Annotated in this window: 18 protein-coding genes and 1 riboswitch; of the genes, 5 read left to right on the top strand and 13 right to left on the bottom strand. The window is 57.5% G+C overall.

The features are described from left to right. Positions 1-23: 23 nt before the first annotated feature. The gene (locus BM229_RS03335; protein ID WP_093926253.1) at positions 24-608 is read left to right on the top strand and encodes a TetR/AcrR family transcriptional regulator; all 585 of its coding nucleotides are present in this window, start codon (positions 24-26) and stop codon (positions 606-608) included. Positions 609-691: 83 nt separating this feature from the next. On the opposite strand, the gene BM229_RS03340 is transcribed toward BM229_RS03335, so the two are convergent. After that, a complete protein-coding gene (locus BM229_RS03340) occupies positions 692-1,264 on the bottom strand; it encodes a TetR/AcrR family transcriptional regulator (RefSeq protein WP_093926254.1) in 573 nt (190 codons plus the stop codon). Between the two features lie 104 nt (positions 1,265-1,368). Between BM229_RS03340 and BM229_RS03345 the strand changes: the two genes are divergently transcribed. Next, positions 1,369-2,586: a multidrug effflux MFS transporter gene (locus BM229_RS03345; protein WP_093926255.1), complete on the top strand. Its 1,218-nt coding sequence runs from the start codon at positions 1,369-1,371 to the stop codon at positions 2,584-2,586. 569 nt (positions 2,587-3,155) lie between these two features. On the opposite strand, the gene BM229_RS03350 is transcribed toward BM229_RS03345, so the two are convergent. After that, positions 3,156-3,920 carry a phytochelatin synthase family protein gene (locus tag BM229_RS03350; RefSeq protein ID WP_093926256.1) on the bottom strand — a complete coding sequence of 255 codons (765 nt, stop codon included), beginning with the start codon at positions 3,918-3,920 and terminating at the stop codon, positions 3,156-3,158. Between the two features lie 905 nt (positions 3,921-4,825). Between BM229_RS03350 and BM229_RS03355 the strand changes: the two genes are divergently transcribed. The 3 genes from BM229_RS03355 (at position 4,826) to BM229_RS03365 (ending at position 6,464) form a co-directional block, all read left to right on the top strand. Further along, entirely contained in the window at positions 4,826-5,083 is a 258-nt protein-coding gene (locus BM229_RS03355) for a YjhX family toxin (RefSeq protein WP_093926257.1), read from the top strand. Between the two features lie 14 nt (positions 5,084-5,097). Further along, positions 5,098-5,544 (top strand): GNAT family N-acetyltransferase, encoded by a 447-nt coding sequence (locus tag BM229_RS03360; RefSeq protein ID WP_093926258.1) that lies wholly within the window; start codon positions 5,098-5,100, stop codon positions 5,542-5,544. Positions 5,545-5,939: 395 nt separating this feature from the next. Continuing rightward, positions 5,940-6,464, top strand: coding sequence for a P-loop nucleotide/nucleoside kinase family protein (locus tag BM229_RS03365; RefSeq protein WP_093926259.1), 525 nt, complete (start codon positions 5,940-5,942; stop codon positions 6,462-6,464). 249 nt (positions 6,465-6,713) lie between these two features. On the opposite strand, the gene BM229_RS03370 is transcribed toward BM229_RS03365, so the two are convergent. The 11 genes from BM229_RS03370 to BM229_RS03420 all read right to left on the bottom strand — a co-directional run bounded on the left by BM229_RS03370 (position 6,714) and on the right by BM229_RS03420 (position 16,825). Continuing rightward, the gene (locus tag BM229_RS03370) at positions 6,714-7,124 is read right to left on the bottom strand and encodes a pseudoazurin (RefSeq protein ID WP_093926260.1); all 411 of its coding nucleotides are present in this window, start codon (positions 7,122-7,124) and stop codon (positions 6,714-6,716) included. A 10-nt stretch (positions 7,125-7,134) separates the two neighbouring features. After that, positions 7,135-7,896, bottom strand: a complete 762-nt coding sequence (locus BM229_RS03375) for an ABC transporter ATP-binding protein (protein WP_093926261.1) — start codon at positions 7,894-7,896, stop codon at positions 7,135-7,137. After that, positions 7,893-8,945 (bottom strand): FecCD family ABC transporter permease, encoded by a 1,053-nt coding sequence (locus tag BM229_RS03380; RefSeq protein WP_093926262.1) that lies wholly within the window; start codon positions 8,943-8,945, stop codon positions 7,893-7,895. The genes BM229_RS03375 and BM229_RS03380 overlap by 4 nt, the downstream gene beginning before the upstream one ends. 2 nt (positions 8,946-8,947) lie before the next feature. After that, positions 8,948-9,958, bottom strand: a complete 1,011-nt coding sequence (locus BM229_RS03385) for an ABC transporter substrate-binding protein (protein WP_093926263.1) — start codon at positions 9,956-9,958, stop codon at positions 8,948-8,950. 103 nt (positions 9,959-10,061) lie between these two features. Further along, positions 10,062-10,251: riboswitch (cobalamin riboswitch) on the bottom strand. Positions 10,252-10,351: 100 nt separating this feature from the next. Then, a complete protein-coding gene (locus BM229_RS03390; protein ID WP_244152100.1) occupies positions 10,352-11,695 on the bottom strand; it encodes a TrkH family potassium uptake protein in 1,344 nt (447 codons plus the stop codon). 2 nt (positions 11,696-11,697) lie between these two features. Next, positions 11,698-12,363, bottom strand: coding sequence for a potassium channel family protein (locus BM229_RS03395; RefSeq protein ID WP_243267851.1), 666 nt, complete (start codon positions 12,361-12,363; stop codon positions 11,698-11,700). Between the two features lie 130 nt (positions 12,364-12,493). Next, complete coding sequence (locus tag BM229_RS03400) at positions 12,494-13,426, bottom strand: aldo/keto reductase (protein ID WP_093926266.1); 933 nt, start codon at positions 13,424-13,426, stop codon at positions 12,494-12,496. Between the two features lie 42 nt (positions 13,427-13,468). Next, complete coding sequence (locus tag BM229_RS03405; protein ID WP_093926267.1) at positions 13,469-14,263, bottom strand: N-acyl homoserine lactonase family protein; 795 nt, start codon at positions 14,261-14,263, stop codon at positions 13,469-13,471. Beyond that, positions 14,260-14,550 (bottom strand): putative quinol monooxygenase, encoded by a 291-nt coding sequence (locus tag BM229_RS03410; protein WP_093926268.1) that lies wholly within the window; start codon positions 14,548-14,550, stop codon positions 14,260-14,262. The genes BM229_RS03405 and BM229_RS03410 overlap by 4 nt, the downstream gene beginning before the upstream one ends. Continuing rightward, the gene (locus BM229_RS03415; protein WP_093926269.1) at positions 14,550-16,055 is read right to left on the bottom strand and encodes a tripartite tricarboxylate transporter permease; all 1,506 of its coding nucleotides are present in this window, start codon (positions 16,053-16,055) and stop codon (positions 14,550-14,552) included. The genes BM229_RS03410 and BM229_RS03415 overlap by 1 nt, the downstream gene beginning before the upstream one ends. Beyond that, the gene (locus BM229_RS03420; protein WP_244152102.1) at positions 16,055-16,825 is read right to left on the bottom strand and encodes a hypothetical protein; all 771 of its coding nucleotides are present in this window, start codon (positions 16,823-16,825) and stop codon (positions 16,055-16,057) included. The genes BM229_RS03415 and BM229_RS03420 overlap by 1 nt, the downstream gene beginning before the upstream one ends. Positions 16,826-16,879 lie beyond the last annotated feature (54 nt).

Here is a 16,879-nt window from a genome sequence, read left to right on the forward strand (position 1 = left end):
CACAGTACGCAAGGAATTCAGACATGACAGTTTCGTTACGAGAGCGAAGGCGACAGCAGACGGCGCGTGAGATTCAGCTGGCGACGCTGGATCTGGCCGTTCAAAAAGGGTTAGAGAATGTGACGACCGAGGAGATCGCCGCTGCAACTGGCATCAGTACGCGGACTTTCTTTAACTATTATACCAACAAGGAAACGGCTGCGGTTGGGGCCCCGCCCCCCTTTTCGGAGGCTGCAAAAGAAGCGTTACGCTGCGGAAGCGGACCGCTTGCGGACGATCTCAAGTTATTTTTGGATCAACACTTCGCGGCGTTGACCAATGATGAACCAATCCTCCAGATGATCGGCACGGTTCTGCGCTCAAACGAAAAAGCGAGAGGTATTCTGCAAGGGTTCCTCATGATGGAGCGCAGAGAGCTTACAGATTGCCTGAGCCAGCGCGTTAAGAACCCTCAAGCCGCCGCAGCACTTGCAAATTACACGACCGACGCCGTGGGCAGGGCAATCTTCCTCTGGGAACACGCAGAAGGACTGTCACTGGGTGCCGCGTTGGACATAGTTTGGGAAGGAACAATCGCCGCGGCGGCCCTATTGACGCCGCCGTCCTGATTTTTCCGAGCATTGAGTCGGGCACTTCGGGCAAAGCATTCACTTCTGCGCCACCCCTAGTCCGAGTGCAGAGTGCCGAGAGTTCAGGCGAAGGTTTCCGCCACTATTTCTTTCGCGAACCCAGCGTCCAACACCCCGCGGTTCAGCAAGCGATACCAGAACGCGCCATGTATCAAGGCCGACAGTGTCTCCACGTTCCGCCCCGGCGAAAGCTCTCCGTGGTCCTGCGCCCGGCGGAGCAAAGCGGTGATCATCTCCTCCCGAGGCAAAACGAAATTAGCATGAAACGACTTGTGGAATTTTGCATCCTGCTGAGAGGCCGCGATTAACGCGCGTAGGGTGTCCCCGTCGATGCGCAAGTGTTCGAAAATACGGATCAGGAAACCTTCGAGCAAGGTCCGACAATCCTCTGCCCCGTCCCAAGAAGGTTCGGCGGCATAGGTGTTGGTTTGCTCAAATACGGCTTCGAGGACAAGGTCAGCCTTCGTATTCCAGCGGTTGTATAGCGTTTGGCGCGCCACGCCAGCCTGCTCGATGATTTCCGAAACCGAGACTTTCTCATAGCCCAGTTCCCGAACCAGACGTAGAGCTACAGCCTTCAATGCCGTGCTGGCGTCTTGATTTGCGGGCCGTCCGATTGGCTTTTTTCCTGACATGCACAGTTCCTGTTCATAGATGCAGAATAGTCCGTGATTGATCATTAGACTGCCGTCCACTAACTACAAATAGACCGCAGTCTAATATTGTCGCCGGAGCCGAGATGTCACAGATTTCCCTTACCCCGAAGCGGGCCTTTGCCGTTACCGCCACCTTGGGCCTTTTGTCCCTATTCCCCCCATTGGCCACCGATATGTACCTCGCCGCACTCGGTGAGCTCGCGGCCTCGATGAATGCCACCCATACGGCCGCTGAACTTTCGCTTTCGATTTTCTTCCTCGGTCTCTGTTTTGGGCAGATCCTTATTGGCCCATTGACCGACACCTACGGTCGCAAGCGCCCGCTTCTTGTAGGGACCGTTCTGTTCACCGTTACCTCGATTGCACTGCCGTTGATGAATGACATTACATGGTTCAATGCCCTACGGTTCCTACAGGCAATCGGCGCGAGTGCGGGAATGGTCGTCGGGCGCGCCATGGTGAAAGATCTTTATCAGGGGCAAAAGGCCGCGAAGGTTATGACCGTGCTGGTCATGTTGCTGACACTCGGGCCTATCGCGTCACCGACGATGGGCAGCCTGCTTCTCGAAGCCTTTGGCTGGCGGTCGATCTTTGCAACGATGGCGCTAATCAGCCTCGTGGCCTTGACCCTCTCCGTGGTCAGCCTGCCCGAAACCCTACCCGCTCAGGATCGCCAGCCCGCGCCCATTCACAATGGCTTAAAAGCCGCGAAACGCCTCCTTTCGCAACGCGGGTTTGTCACGATGGCCTTGGTGGCGGGCCTTATCCAAAGCGGTATGTTTGCCTTTATCACCGGCTCATCGGGGGTATTCCAAGGGATTTTTGGGCTAAGCTCCATTGGCTTTGGCATCATGTTTGCGATCATCGCGACCGCGTTGATTATCTTTGGTCGGATCAATGGGATATTGCTCAATCGTTTCAGACCAGAACAAATTCTCACGACCGCGTTGCCTATCTTCGCCACGTCGACCATCCTGCTCACCTTGCTGTCTCAGACAGACTCCTTGTTGGTGTTTGTCGTGCCCCTGTGGGTTTCGATCGGCTTGGTGGGCCTGCTTTCGGCAAATGCAATGTCCCTTGCGATGGAATTGACCAAGGCCGCGGCGGGAGTGGGATCGGCGCTTCTGGGTGCCATCCAGTTCGCCCTCGCCTTCGCCGTTTCCAGCTTCGTGGCCGTAGGCGGAGCATCTACCGCCTTGCCAATGGCTCTTGGGCTCGCAATTCCAGCCTGTGCGGCGTCCCTGCTGTATTTCGTTACGAGACGCTCCAGTGGGTCTGAGAATTCAATTGTGGAGCTATAGGGGCTTTGCTTATTAAGAAAAGCAGCTTGGAGACATCCTGCACACCAAACTTAACTCCCGTTTCAGCGGCGCACAGGGAGGTGCCAGATACGGGAGGAACGGCAGAGAAAAACTGTTGAGGTCGGATTGCCCCGTCTTAGAGCAGACCTTGGCGCCGACCGAAGGTCCGTTCACCGCCCGTGTCGTAGGGCAAGATCGGCTGCTTTACTATTATTGGTTCAAGCCAAATGCTGCTTCACCCCACCGTTAGATGTCGGGTCATCCATGCCTTCAAAAAGAAGGTTCAAGCTATTCGCCGCCCCTCTTGCTTCGCAGAGATCAGCGTCGAGGGCGGCGAATAGTCAGTGCAGCCGTTGGAATGGCTACATTCCCCGCATAAAGTCGCTACGTCTCAACAAAGGCGCGCGGCTTAGAAGGCGAAACGTAGGCTTCCGATTTGCTATGCGGCTCTAGAACTGATCGAACGTTTGGTAAGTGATCTAAACGACGTGCTGGTTGTTTAGACCTTTGCTAGGTAGATTGCCTTGTCAGTAAGCTTGTAGCGCTCTTTCGTAGCGTGACGCGACGCGCTATCCAGCGCGCTTTACGTGAACGAAACCTCCAGTTTCATTTTCCAATACCCCATGTTCGGCAGAAGTTGGCTTCGTCATGGCCTCCAAAAGAACCGGCACAGAGGTCCAATAGGGAATGTACCATTCCTGATCCACTTCAAGGATCAGCACCCGGTCCTTGGCAGCGTTATAGGCACCGATCAATGAGACATGCGGCCCGTCCCAATCACCAGTAACCACACCCTGATTAAAGTATATTAGAAGTACATCCTCTGCCGTACTTTCGTTGGCGGCCAATATCGCACGCAGTTTTTCGAGGGTCGCTTCGTCAGCAGTCGTGGGCTTAACGGTTTCTACTTGGTAGTCAGCCATATCAAGAGCAGCGAGCGTCTTGTCAGTGTATTCCACCAATTGGCTAAAGGTGACCCCGTCCCCGCCCTCCGCCGAAAGCCCCGCCCAAGTGGAATCCTCAAGCGTTTCAAGCAGTGTCGTTTGGGTCAGCACCGTATCTTCGGCCAGCTTCGGGAGGCCCCGCAACCCGTTGACAGCAGCCGTAACGGCCGCGATCGAACAGGCAGAGCTTGAAAACTGTGGCTTCACAAATGGCGAGTAGGCCCAGTAATCCGGAGCTGAGCTCTGCCGCAAATAGTCGGTCTCTTCCGGAAGAGAAGTTGCATTGGGGCCAAGTTTGGGCGCGTTTTCGTCGGCCATGGCTGACGAAAGAACGCCGCAGAAGGCGGCACCACTGAGAAGGGCCGCCCGAGCAAGGGAAACTAAAGTCATAAGTAAATTTTCCTGGATATACGGATGAAGAAACCGTACCACCGCCCTCTTACCTGTCAACGCAAATAAAATGTGGTCAAGCTATAGCTCTCCGCTGAGCCCGCGATTGGAAAATCCTTTAGCCACCAGTTTCTTAGGCGTTCGGTCCTAAGTTCTTTTCGAAGGTCAGACCTTTGGTGATTCAAGTTGGGATTGCGGTGCGCTGCCAGCCATTGGGTGAAGAGCATCGTATAGCCGCGAGTTACACTGAGCTAACGCCTATTCTCGTGTTGCGCCGAGATAGGATTGATCCGCTCTTTCAGACTTTCGATTGGGCTGGCGAAAATTAGTTTGGCGCGTTGCTGGGCCCCAAGCGCCGCGCTACATGCCTCGAATTAGGATCTGGCGGCTCGGAATTGAACAAAGAAACCGGGCCTCACTGGACCAAACGTTCAGATCAGCGGCAATCGATTGCCCGATCATCGCTGCCTCGATGTTTGACGTACTTCATCCGAAATAACTCCGGATGACACGGGTCAGATTGTTGTTTCTTAACCTCTCCGCATAGAGAGCCTTCTTTGGCAGCCGTTAGTCCTACTTAAGCACGGCAGAGACTGTAAACGCAGGCAACGTCCTGCACCGATCCAGCAGTGCCCAACCGCGACAGGTCGAACTGTGGCGCAGACGAAACACTGAGGTTCTTACAGAAAACCTCACTTGCTCTTCGGCCACTGCCCCCCTAACGCGCAATCAGCATGAAGCGAATGGCCTCATGCAATGGAGATTTTATGCAAGAGCCCCGGGCCCGCGCCCGTTCCTGAACCTTCCCAGCCGGTAGGCTTCAGGAGCAACTGACACATCAAGAACACTCAAGCGCTTTGCTGAGTGATCCTGTTTCTGTGCTCTCATAAAATCGAGACAATCCATTGAATATATCAAAGCACGAACAGCGTGTTTTGCACGAACTCGCCCTTGGTGGAGCTATCCACTATGAACGGTGCGACAAGGGCAAGATCCGCGAAATCACCTGTTTCACACGCGAGGGACACGTCCTGACGGACTGCCCGCTCGACCTGTTCCAACGGCTGAGACGACGCCGCTTCATCCGCTCGCAAAACGGACGCCCCTACCGCGTGACGCGGCTGGGGATCACCTCTGTGCGCGCGCAACTTAACCAACGCTAAAAGGATCAAAGACAATGAATGATACAACTGAAACCATCCGCCCCTACCTCGCCGAGGACGTTGAGGCGGTAATCGACGTCTGGCAGCGGGCGAACGCCTTGGCCCATCCGTTTCTTTCCAAAGACTTCGTCGCCGAGGTGCATCAGGCGATGCGGGACGTCTACCTGCCCAACGCCGAAACCTATGTTCTGGAAAAGGGTGGGAACATTGCCGGCTTCATTGCACTTATCGGCAATGAGATCGGCGGCCTGTTTCTCGATCCGGCGTTGCATGGGCAAGGCCATGGCCGGGCATTGGTGGACCACGCGGTCTCACTCAAGGGCCCACTGTCCGTAGAGGTCTTCCGCGACAACAAAATCGGGCGGCCCTTCTATGAGCGCTACGGGTTCGATTTCGTCGTCGACGAATTGCACGCGCCATCCGGTCAGGTTAGCCGCAAAATGGCGATGCCTGGCGCCTAATCTCACGAACATACTGCCCGTCCCCGTGAGTGGGGGCGGGCAAACCAACCTTCGTCCAGTGATCTCAGGCGGTTTCGTTCGTGACGATAGTGCTGTGTGAACTGTGTCTTATGGAGCGGAATGCGCCCGACACCCATGCAAACTATCGGCGGATGATGTTGAGTTGAAATGCAATCCGCATTCTTACTCTGCGGGCCATGCATATCTGCTCAACGCCCGTCTTTCGCAGCCAAGTTCGCTGCGGTTGCGAAATGCTCGACCAGTTTGCCTGTTAGGTTGGGCCCTAAACTCTCCTATGGCGGTACAGCAATATAAGAACCACTTAGATCCCGGCAGTGCGGACTTTCCTGCCGTTCGACTGGTGGATTAGACCCCCTCCGTGATAACTTCCCCGAATGAATTTCTTAGTTTCTCTTTCCGGGCTTCCCGGGGTCGGCAAAACGACCTTGGCAAAGAAATTGGCGGCGCTTACTCCGGCTATCCATCTTCGTGTAGATTCCGTTGAAACGGCTCTGCAAAGAAGCATTCTAAGTATTCATCCCGCAGAGGATGCAGGCTACCTGGCACTCGCAGCTATAGCACAAGACAACCTTTTGCTTGGCTTCGACGTTATTGCCGATACGGTCAATCCCATCGGAATTTCACGACAACTATGGACGAAGACCGCTTCCGATGGCGCGGCTCACCTGTTGAACGTCGAAGTAATCTGTTCGGATAAAGCGCTTCATCGAAAGCGAGTCGAGACGCGTATCAGCGATATCAAAGGGCTTGTCGTTCCCAACTGGCACGAGGTCTCCAAACGGACCTTTGAGCCGTGGAAGTGCGATCGCTTAATCGTGGATACCGCCCTTAACTCAGTTGACGAATGCGCAATTATGATCGCAAAGGAAATGGACCGTTTGAGGTATGCGCCTCAGTAAGTTTAGTTCCCATGCCGACCTACGCTGCGGGCAAAAGTGTCTCAAGCTGTCGACGATCACCGCTCCGAATGCCGCCTCAAGACCTTCGCGGCCCAGACGGCACATTGGGTACTCTACGTCGCCATTCTCATACTGCCGCTTTCGGGCTGGGTAATGCATTCGGCCGAAGTGGGCTTTGTGGGGATCGTGTTGGCAGCCATGGTCGCGGCACATATCGGTGGCACTTTCGAACTGTCTGTCGCTCTCCAGTCATCGGTTAAGAAACTTCGACATCCGCTCTCGTGCACGGGTAGGCAGCGCAGACGGCAGGGGAGCTGCGTCATCGACCTCCCCCACGTCGACGATCATTACCATCCCCATAGCGTAATGCGGCGAGCACTTGATGCCGTAGCGTCCCTCGATCTCGAAACTGACCGATTTTTCTTCGTCGATTTCTCCAATGAAACGCTCGGCCCCTTCGGGCAACATCTCGGAAATAGACGCGGCGTTGTGGCCGTGCTGTGCTGGCAGGAAACGGACCGTGTCGCCGGGAGCGATTTGCAGATGGGCGGGCTCGTAGACCATCGCGCCGGTGTCTCCGCGCGTCAGCATTTTCACATCATGGGTTTCGGCGTATCCGAGGGACGGCAGAAGGGTGATCAGTGCGGTCAGAAGTCGCATGGGTGATCCTTTACAGAGCATGAGAAAAGTGGAGGCGTGACGATCCATCCGGAGCCGCATGGCGCATGGCCGACACGCCGAAAACTTCGGCAAGCAGCGGCTCGCTCAAAACCTCGGTCGGAGAACCAATGGCGAAAAGCCGACCTCCGCTGAGCACCCCGATCCGGTCGCAGGCCATGGCCTGGTTGAGATCGTGCAGCGCGACGACGCGGGTTATCGGTAGGCTCCCGACAAGTTCCATGAGTGAAAGCTGATGGCGGATGTCGAGGTGGTTGGTGGGCTCGTCGAGCAGGAGGAGATCGGGTGTCTGCGCAAGCGCGCGGGCGATGTGGACGCGCTGGCGTTCACCGCCCGAGAGGGTATGCCAGAGGCGATCGGTGAATGCGGTCATCTCCACCGCGCCAAGGGCGTCCGACACCGCATCATCGTCGACCCCGCGCCACCCGCGCAGAGGCGAGAGGTAGGGCGTCCGCCCCAGCTCAACTGCTTCGAGGACGGTCAGGCGATCCGTCGTATCGGCTTGCTGCTCAACGAAGGCGATGCGCTGCGCGCGCGTCCGGGTCGGAATTCTTACAAGGTCCTCACCTTCGGCCAGGACGCGCCCGATGGAAGCCCGGTGCAGCCCGGCCAGACAGCGCATCAGCGTCGATTTGCCCGAACCATTTGGGCCGATCAGGCCGAACAACTCTCCAGGCTCGATCCGGAGCGTGATGTCCTGAAGGAGCGGCGTGCGATGCACGCGCGCCGACAGGGCCTCTACCTCTATCCTCATCGGCGCGCACCTCGAACGAGGATCAGCGCAAAGGCAGGGGCACCGACGAGCGCGGTCACCACTCCGATGGGGAGGACCTGACCCGGGACTATGACGCGGCTGATCACATCGGCCGCGACAAGGAACACTGCCCCGGCAAGGGCAGATGCCGGCACCAGGCGATCGTGGCGCGTGCCTACGAGAAACCGCATGGCATGGGGGACGACCAGCCCCACAAAGCCGATTGCCCCCACCTTCGAGACGAGAACGCCGACCATGATCGCGGTCGCGGTGATCAGGCTACCGCGCAGGGCTGGCACGTTGATCCCGAGCGACGCCGCCCCGTCCGCCCCGAAGGTGAAGGCATCAAGCCCGCGCCGGTGCCAAAGGCAAAGGCCCACCCCAGCAAGGGAGACCAGCGTACAGGCCATAACATCTTCCCATCGAATACCAGAGAGGTTGCCCATCAGCCAGAACATGATGCCGCGCGCCTGCTCGGCATTGGCCGAGCGGGCGATGGTGAAGGCCGTCAGTGCATTGAACATCTGCGATCCGGCAATGCCTGCAAGGATAATCGCGGCCGCAGCCTGCGTGGCACGGCCGCCACCCGCCCCTCCGCTCACGGCACGGGCCAAGACCACGACGCAGCCGAATGCGAGAAGCGCACCGGTCAGTGCCCCGAACGACATGGAAATCACGCCGCCGCCCACGCCCGCGACCGTTACCAGAACCGCCCCGGTCGAGGCACCCGCCGAAAGGCCCATAAGGTAGGGATCGGCCAGCGGATTGCGCAGGAGCGCCTGAAGCACGACGCCTGTCAGCGCCAGCCCCGCACCGCAACAGGCGGCGACAATGGCCCGAGGGAGGCGATAGCTCCAAATAATCCCCGCCTCGATCCCGTCCACGGGATAGCTCGCGCCCCAAAGGTGGTTCGCCAACGTTTGAAGGACGGTGGCGAAGGGCAGCCATGTCTCGCCGATAGCCGTCCCAGCGAGAATGGTGAGACCGAGGATCAGTGGCGCCGCCCACAGGCGTCGTACCGGCGCAACCCGTGGCTGCGCGGCCACCATCGTCATTCGAACGACATCTCCGAGAGCGCCTCAGACAGCGTCTCCAGCCCGTAAATTGAGCGCATCGTCGCGCTCATCGCATGGGCGTCCATCTGCACGATCCGCCCCTTTTGCACGGCCGTCATTTGGCTTGCCACGGGATCGTTGCGCAAGAACTCCAGCTTCTTCTCGACACTATCGGCCTGAAAACGGCGGCGGTCCATGTAGGCGATGACGATGACGTCCGGATCAGCGCGGGCGATGCTCTCCCAGCCGACTGTCGGCCACTCCTCGTCCGAAGCGATGACGTTCTCGATGCCGAGAGCGTCCATCATGTAGCCTGGCGCGCCGAGCTGCCCGGCGACATAGGGGTCAATCTCCAGATCGGCGGATGAAAACCAAAACACTGCCGACAGATCGTCCGGCAGTTTGAGCCCAGAGGCCCTGGCGATGGCATCTTCCTCCGTGGTTTGTAGCTCGGCGACCAATTCCTCGCCCGCGTCTTGCACGTCGAAGATCGTCGCGAGTTCGCGGATCCCTTTGTAGACCGACGCGGTCTTGAAGGCGCCGGTTCGGGTGCCATCGCCACCGGTGGAATTGTCCTTGGTGTCGCAATCGGCAGGCATGATGTAGGTGGGAATGCCGATGTCGTGGAACATCTCGCGCGTGCCCACTATCCCGCTTTCTCCGACGTGCCATTCATATTGTACGGCGACCAGACCGGGTTTCTTCGCGACCACGCTCTCGAAGCTCGGGTCGTTATCGGCAATCCGCTCGATCCCGTCGTTCGCTTCGGTGAATTCAGGCAGGACCGGATTGAACCAGACCGAAGTGCCCGAGACCTTTGGCGCAAGACCAAGAGAATAGAGGATCTCTGTCGCAGACTGGCCAATGGTCACGGCACTGTCCGGAGCGGCGTCGAAGGATATTTCGACACCACAATTCGTGAGATTGAGGGGGTAGTTTGTTTCCTGCGCTTGCAGGGGAAGTGCGGCGCTGGCCACCAAAGTGGCCGCAATCAAGGTCTGTCTCATCCGATCCGTCCCGTCAGATAGGACCGTCAGGGGCAAGACGCGAAACGGAATATGGCCAAGATGACCATGTCGAGTTTCCCGCCCCGGTACACCCCGTCCGGTCGTGGTTTCATATCCGTCGGCAGGTCTCCTGACTGGCGGGTTACGGCACCTCTCGCCTTCCCGGGACAATCCCAGTGGCATCTTGAGAGGCGCTCGCCGCCTACAGTTGCGGGGGCAGTTCCGTTTCCCGGCTGTGACCGGAACGGATTCCCTTTCAATTCCCGAAGGAAACCGACGCCGAAATCAGTGACAGGTTTTTAAACCGGTGGCAATCACTGGTTGCGCATGGGATTCTCGAATCATCCGGCGGACCAGCGCCGAAGAACAACCACTAGCGAACTTCGCTGCCCCTCACCCTAAGTAGATCTGCCCTGAGGGATATTTCACCTTAGGAACGCTGCGTGTGGCGAGGAAAAAGCCAATTGCCAAGGGCCCGACCCGCCCGACGAACATGATCAACATGAGGATAAAGCGCCCGATGCCATCTAACTCCGCCGTAATACCGCGCGACAGGCCGACCGTTCCGAAAGCGGATGTAACCTCAAAGGCAATATCGGTGAACTGGCCGTCGTGGTTAATTGTCATGACGAAAACCCCCGTCAGCACCAGCAACATTGAGATCGTGGTGAGAGCCAAGACTTTCATCACCTCGTCCAGCCCTAAGGACCGGCCAAAGGCGTGTAGCGTTGTCTGACGTCGAAAGAATGCGATCGTGGCAAGCAGCAAAACAAAGAGCGTGGTCACCTTGATCCCGCCCGCCGTCGAAGTGCTGCCGCCCCCCACCAGCATCAGCGTCATTGTCAGCAAGGAGGTGCTGTCATGCATCCCGCCGGTGTTGATCGTGTTGAAACCGGCGGTACGCGGCGTGGTGCCTTGAAACCAACTTGCCCATAGTTTCTCAACGACACTCAAGGGGCCGAGGGTCTCAGGGTTGCCCCATTCCAGCAGGCCAAACATGACACTTCCCCAAGTGATCAGCAGTGCCGTGCCAACCAGCATCAGCTTGGAATGCAGGGTCAGTTTACGCCAATTCCGGCTGCGATACACATCGCCCACCACGATAAACCCAAGCCCGCCAAGGATGAAAAGCGCAGGGATCACCAGATTGATGATCGGGTTTCCCACCCAATGCGACAGGCTATCGGGGTGCAGGGCAAACCCGGCATTGTTGAAGGCTGAGATCGAGTGAAAGACCGCCTCCCACAGCCCGGCCCAGCCGAACTCAGGCACAAAGACCAAGGCCAGAAGCGCTGCACCCACCGCCTCGCAAGAAACCGCGATGATCAGGATCATACGGGCGATATAGGACAGGTTCGACAGGGATGTCTGGTTCAGGTCCTCGCGCAGGATCAGCCGTTGCGGCATGCCGATAGGAATACCAAGCGCGCCCAGCAAAAGCACCGCAAAGGTCATCAGGCCAAGACCGCCAAGCTGGATCAACGCTGCGATCACCGCTTGACCAAAGCCCGTGAATGTCGCCCCGGTATCGGCGAGCACCAGCCCCGTGACCGTTACTGCGGAGGTCGAGGTGAAAAGCGCCTCGCCCAGACCGATATCACCGTGATGCGAAATCGGCAGCCAGAGCAGAATGGCCCCCAGAATGATGAATGCCATATAATAGAGCGACAAAAGCGCAGGCGGCGGCATCCGCAGGGTCTTTTTCCGCCGCAAAAGGGACCGAAACGACAGGGGCATTGTCAGAGGCTAGCCGCAAAGCTGTGCAGGTCTTTGCGCTGGCCCAACAGCAAGAGCAGATCATCACACTGCAACTGACATTCGTCTCCATCCTGCCCGATGAACTCGCTCCCCCGCATGACGCCGATGCAGCGCAGATTATAGGTTTTCCCATGCGGCAGTTCGGTCAGACGTCTGCCCTCGAGGCTTTCTGGGATGCGAAAGTTCACGACATGGTATCCATTGCCGAGGCTGACATAGTCCCGCAAAAGTGGGTTGTGCAGGATCTGCGCGATATGCTGGCCAATCTCGACCTCTGGATGCACGATCCTGTCCACGCCGAGCTTCTTCAATATGCGGTGGTGAGTTCGGGTCGTGGCCTTGGCCCAGACGACCTGAACGCCCACGAGTTTGAGGTTCATCGCCGATAGAATGCTCGCCTCTAGGTCCGACCCCATGGCCACCACGGCGGTATCACAGTCCCCAAACCCGGCATCACGGAGCGCTGCATCATCGCGGGCGTCCACAATCATGGCCTGCGACAGGGTATCGGCGAGGTTGGCAACGCGAGCCTCTGAGATGTCGATGCCGATGACGTGGTTGCCGAAACGTTGCAATTCCTTCGCAACGGAGCTTCCGAAATTGCCCAAACCAACGACACCAAATGTGCGTCTTTTGATTTTCGTCACGTTACTGTCCATTCAAACTGACTGTCGCGGAACATTGCCGCAACGCAGAATGATGTCAATGAAGGGGAGCGCTTTTGGGTTTCACATTTATGCGCGGTGAAGGCGCTTTAGTTTTACCGACCGACCACGCTTAGGTTTCCTCTGACCGATCCGTCGCGGGCGTCGGTTTCGGGCTTAGTTGCGAAATTTCGGCGTAGCTATCCCCGGACAAGTCCAAGCCCATCGCATCCAGCGAAGGCTGCAACTGGTCAACATTTCGGCCAGAGATAAGCGCTGACGTCACCGCCGGGTGCCGGGCAACCCACGCCACGGCAAGGGTGGTGGCCGCAATACCCAGACGCTGCGATAGCGTGGCCAAATCGCGCGCAACCTCGTGCATCCATGGCTGCCCATAGCGTGCGGCATAGGTCTTGTCGTCTTGCAAACGCCCCTCGGCACCTTTGGCGTATTTTCCGGTCAACAAGCCCCCACCCAAGGGCGAAAAAGGACTAACGGCAATGTCTTGGTCCGCGCAGGCCGGAAGAATTTCGACCTCTACCTGTCGTTTCACAAGGTTATACATCGGTTGGCAGACATCAATCTGGGTGCCGATCGCCTTACACACCGCTTGCGCCTTCATGATCTGCCAAGCCGCAAAGTTCGACACGCCGATATAGCGTATCAGCCCTTGAGACTGCATCTTGGCCAAGGTGGAAAATGTCTCTTCAAGAGGTGTTTCAGCGTCAAAACGGTGTAGGTAATAGATATCCACTCCATCCACGCCCAGCCGTTTGCGGCTTTCATCCAAGGCGGCGTATAAGTTGCCCGAAGTGGCGGGCCGATCATTAGGGGCTTTCGTACCGATGATCAGATCATCGACATTTGATCCCAAGATCTGCCCCAACATGCTCTCAGACGCGCCGCCATTATAGCTATAGGCCGTGTCGAAGTGATTGATCCCCGCCGCGACGCAGGTCTCAAACATCTCTTTGGCGTTGCCCACATCCGCCGTACGGCCAAATTGCATGGCGCCAAATCCCAATCGCGAGATGGGGGTTCCGTACTTGGTTTGAATGCCGGTCATGGTGGAGCTTTCGGTTTGGGAAGGGAGCCTCGGGGGACTAGATCAAGCGGAGGACAGCTTTGGACCACGGTCCAACCGCACGATGTGATCCGCCTTGTCACTAGGGAAGGATGACATGACCAAGGGATCATGTCCGGGCACAATCAATTCCGGTCGGCTGGCGAGCCGCTCGATCGTTGTAAAACCCTCCAGCATGTCCTGCATATCGACCACGATTGGAAAGGGTTTGCGGCTTTGGAAGTTCTCATAAAAATGCGCAGCGTCTGAGGCCAGCACGAGCCAGCCCGCCGATGTGAGCACCCGCACCGCTTGCAGTCCCCGGCTATGCCCCCCGATACGGTGGACCGTGACCCCCTCTGCGACCTCGGCATCGCCATCATGGAAGATGACCTTGCCGGAGTAGAGACGTTTGACCGCCTCACAGATATGTCCCGAAGAAAAGGGCATCCGCAGTGTATCATGGCACATGCAAGGCCCCGTGGCATAGGCCATCTCAGCCGCTTGGATATGCAATTGCGCATTGGGGAAAAGATGCAGGCCGCCTGAGTGGTCGTAATGAAGGTGCGTCACGATCACGGTCTCGACTGCTTCGGGTGTGATGCCCAAGGGCGCCAAGGCACTGCGCGGATCAAGCTGGATCGGGCGGCCGCGCGCGTCAGCTTCAGCCGCATCATAGCCCGTATCAACGAGGATCACCCGCTCTCCTTGGCGTAAAACCCAGATGAAATAATCCATCGGGTGGGCCACGTCGTGCCGGTCATCAAAAACAAAGCTGTCGCCTCTCACCCGCGCGTTGCGATCTGCGTATTTGACCGCATGAACCTCCCATTCACTCATGATGCTACAGTGCTCCAGCTCGTTACGTCTTTGCTTACCACCATATCAGCCGTGGCCGCGCTAAATGCTTTGAAATGGGCGCTGTCACAGTGTGCGTCAAAGGCCGCGCTGTCCGTGTAAAGTTCATAGAGAAACACCTCATCAGGCTTATCCGCGTCGGTAAGCACGTCGAAGCGGTGGCAGCCCGGTTCACGCTTTTTAGAGGTATCGGCGTTATCGAGCATCAGAGGCATGAAATCCTCCATCTGTCCTGTTGCGATACGAAAGGTCACGCAGATGGCAAACATTATCTATTCCTCAATTTTGCGAATGTCCGGCGAACCACCGGCAACTGCCCGGCAATCAGCGCCACGTTCAGCGCCAGCAGAACCGCCGCGGTTGGACGCGTGAAAAAGCCTGACAGGTCGCCATCGCTCAGCAGCAAGGAGCGGCGGAAGGTTTCATCGAATAGTCCGCCCAGAATAACGCCAATGACCAGCGGTGCGATCGGATATCGCATCAGGTTCATAAAGTAAGCCAGCGCACCCACGCCCAGCATGAGGTAGAGATCATTGATCCCGCCTCCCACGCTAAAACTGCCAATGGTGGTCAAGATCAGCACGACGGGCAGAAAAACAGTCTGCGGCAGGCGCAGGATCTGAATGAAAACCCGCGCAGTGAACAGGCCCATGATGAACATGGTCAGCGACGCCAGCACCATGATCGCGCAGACCCGCAGAATGATTGAGGGATCAATCGTCGGCCCGGGGATGATGTTGTTGATCTTAAACGCCCCCATCAACGCAGCCGCGGGAGGAGAACCGGGAATACCCAAGACCAGCAACGGGATCAGCGCACCGCCGATGCAGGCATTATTTGCCGTCTCAGACGACAGTAGCCCTTCGATTGATCCCTTGCCGAAGTTCTTGCCATCGTGGCTGGCTGATTTGCCAACACCGTAGCTGACCCAACCGGCTACGTCCTCGCCCACGCCCGGCAGCGCACCCACTCCCGTGCCGATCACGCCAGAGCGGGCAATGGTGGGCATATGCCGCCGGATCGCTGCGAGGTTGGGCAGGATACGTCCCTTGAGCGCGATGACTTTGCCCGCATCAATTTGACGCAGCCCATCAATAATCTGCGGGATCGCAAAGGCCCCCATCAGCACCGGCACGACCTGAAATCCCGACAACAGATAAGACCAACCAAAGGTATAGCGCGGCTCGCTCAGCAACGGATCAAGCCCGACCATCGCCATCGCCAGTCCCGCAAGCCCTGCGATCCAGCCTTTAACCACAAGGTCTTCGGACATCAGTGTACCGGACAGCAAGATCCCAAAGAGCGCCAACAGCGCCTTTTCAGGGCTGGCGATGGATTGCGAAATCAACAAAAGCGCCCAGACAAAGACCAACAGGGCAGCCGTCCCGATGAGTGTGCCGATGAAGCTGCCCGTGGTGGTCAGCCCCAAGGCCTCGGCCCCCCGTCCCTGTTTCGCGAGTGGGTGGCCGTCCATCGCCGTGGCCGCGCTGGCTGCCGTGCCGGGAATGTTCAGCAATATCGAAGGGTAAGACCCGCCGTAGATTGCGCCCACATAGGCGCCCAACAGGGCGATCAGCGCATAATCAAGCGGAATTTTATTACCAAAAAAGCCGGTAAGGATCGTGACCGCCAAGGTCGCCGTCAGCCCCGGCAACGCGCCAAAGACAATGCCCAGAAAAACCGAAATGATGATATAGGGATAGGTGATCGGATCCGTGACGAGGGCAGCAAAAGCCCCACCGAAACCTTGCAACTGTGATAGGAAAAATTCCATCAGTTTCTCCAAAGCGGACGAAGAGTGACGTAGTAGTGATACTCAATTTTTGAAAACAGCAGCCCGCCCCGGTTTGGCACGTTTTGCCGAAATCCAAAGGCCATGGCGGTCACAAGTATCAGCGGGGTCAGCACTGCAACCCAAGGTGTCGCCCGCGCAATACGGCTGCGATCATGTGCAAACATCCAGAGGGTCAGCAGAACCCATGCGGCCATCACCAGCCAATCGTCATCATGAGGTTTGTTCCACTCTGCCTGCGGAAAGTGCATGAAGAGTGCGTAAATCCCGGGCAAAATCACGGCAACTGTCGACTGCAGCATCCGTTCGACCCGACCCGCGTGAAATCCGTAAATCAGCGCAGTAATCACAAGACCACTGGCAAGGATGAAATCCACACGCGGAACGAGAGCAAAAATGAACATGCCCATGATGACCGCGATTGAACCGATGCGGATAGCCTCTTGGCGGTCCCAGCCAAGACCCACGGCGGAAAATGCCCGTTTTGCGCCCCCTGCCTTGATCGCGATGCGCAGCAACACCAATCCCAGTAGGAGCATTGCAAACCAGATGCCAAAAGGAACGATGGCAGCGGAGTTATACCACTCTGCCCCGCTCACCCCGGCGCGGTTCTCTCCCAGAAAGGGAATGAAACTTGTGCGCCAGAGAAAGAAAACCGCGCACCAGATCAGCGCGAGAGCGCCCCAGAAATCGCGGGCACGCAGCATCTCTAGATCTTTGTCCAGTTCTGCCTGCAGTTTTTCGATACCCATTTTGCTCCCCCTCAATCGGCAAAGCGGGGCGCAGATGCGCGCCCCGATCCATCT

The sequence above is a fragment of the Sulfitobacter dubius genome, from assembly GCF_900113435.1.
GTDB classification, from domain to species: Bacteria; Pseudomonadota; Alphaproteobacteria; order Rhodobacterales; family Rhodobacteraceae; genus Sulfitobacter; species Sulfitobacter dubius.

Excerpts from the sequence above, each read along its gene's own strand:
- BM229_RS03335 (WP_093926253.1), top strand. The coding sequence starts at position 24 with ATGACAGTTTCGTTACGAGAGCGAAGGCGACAGCAGACGGCGCGTGAG.
- BM229_RS03340 (WP_093926254.1), bottom strand. The coding sequence starts at position 1,264 with ATGTCAGGAAAAAAGCCAATCGGACGGCCCGCAAATCAAGACGCCAGC.
- BM229_RS03345 (WP_093926255.1), top strand. The coding sequence starts at position 1,369 with ATGTCACAGATTTCCCTTACCCCGAAGCGGGCCTTTGCCGTTACCGCC.
- BM229_RS03350 (WP_093926256.1), bottom strand. The coding sequence starts at position 3,920 with ATGACTTTAGTTTCCCTTGCTCGGGCGGCCCTTCTCAGTGGTGCCGCC.
- BM229_RS03360 (WP_093926258.1), top strand. The coding sequence starts at position 5,098 with ATGAATGATACAACTGAAACCATCCGCCCCTACCTCGCCGAGGACGTT.
- BM229_RS03365 (WP_093926259.1), top strand. The coding sequence starts at position 5,940 with ATGAATTTCTTAGTTTCTCTTTCCGGGCTTCCCGGGGTCGGCAAAACG.
- BM229_RS03370 (WP_093926260.1), bottom strand. The coding sequence starts at position 7,124 with ATGCGACTTCTGACCGCACTGATCACCCTTCTGCCGTCCCTCGGATAC.
- BM229_RS03375 (WP_093926261.1), bottom strand. The coding sequence starts at position 7,896 with ATGAGGATAGAGGTAGAGGCCCTGTCGGCGCGCGTGCATCGCACGCCG.
- BM229_RS03380 (WP_093926262.1), bottom strand. The coding sequence starts at position 8,945 with ATGGTGGCCGCGCAGCCACGGGTTGCGCCGGTACGACGCCTGTGGGCG.
- BM229_RS03385 (WP_093926263.1), bottom strand. The coding sequence starts at position 9,958 with ATGAGACAGACCTTGATTGCGGCCACTTTGGTGGCCAGCGCCGCACTT.
- BM229_RS03390 (WP_244152100.1), bottom strand. The coding sequence starts at position 11,695 with ATGCCCCTGTCGTTTCGGTCCCTTTTGCGGCGGAAAAAGACCCTGCGG.
- BM229_RS03400 (WP_093926266.1), bottom strand. The coding sequence starts at position 13,426 with ATGACCGGCATTCAAACCAAGTACGGAACCCCCATCTCGCGATTGGGA.
- BM229_RS03405 (WP_093926267.1), bottom strand. The coding sequence starts at position 14,263 with ATGAGTGAATGGGAGGTTCATGCGGTCAAATACGCAGATCGCAACGCG.
- BM229_RS03410 (WP_093926268.1), bottom strand. The coding sequence starts at position 14,550 with ATGTTTGCCATCTGCGTGACCTTTCGTATCGCAACAGGACAGATGGAG.
- BM229_RS03415 (WP_093926269.1), bottom strand. The coding sequence starts at position 16,055 with ATGGAATTTTTCCTATCACAGTTGCAAGGTTTCGGTGGGGCTTTTGCT.
- BM229_RS03420 (WP_244152102.1), bottom strand. The coding sequence starts at position 16,825 with ATGGGTATCGAAAAACTGCAGGCAGAACTGGACAAAGATCTAGAGATG.